Source organism: Neisseria sp. P0001.S005 (assembly GCF_051963715.1).
Map to the genome: position 1 here is coordinate 1 of NZ_JBQCTZ010000963.1, position 281 is coordinate 281.

Here is a 281-nt window from a genome sequence, read left to right on the forward strand (position 1 = left end):
TTTTGCGCTTGAACTTGTGAAGGCTGGAATGCCAAGTGAGGAACACGATGGTCAGTTTCCGCTTCAATCAGGCGGGCAATATCAATGATGTCGGCAACCACGGCAGAAGCAGTCGGCAATGCACCGGCGCCTGCACCGTAATACAAGGTTTCACCAACCATATCGGCATTGACACGGACAGCATTCATCACGCCGTTAACGTTAGCCAGCAGACGGCTTTCAGGAATCAGAGTAGGGTGTACACGCAACTCGATGCCTTTGTCGGTTTTACGGGTAATACC

1 pseudogene is annotated in these 281 nt (G+C 51.6%); it reads right to left on the minus strand.

The window, feature by feature from the left end:
• Positions 1 to 281: pseudogene (locus ACTHSP_RS23700) on the minus strand (homoserine dehydrogenase); the annotation flags it as partial.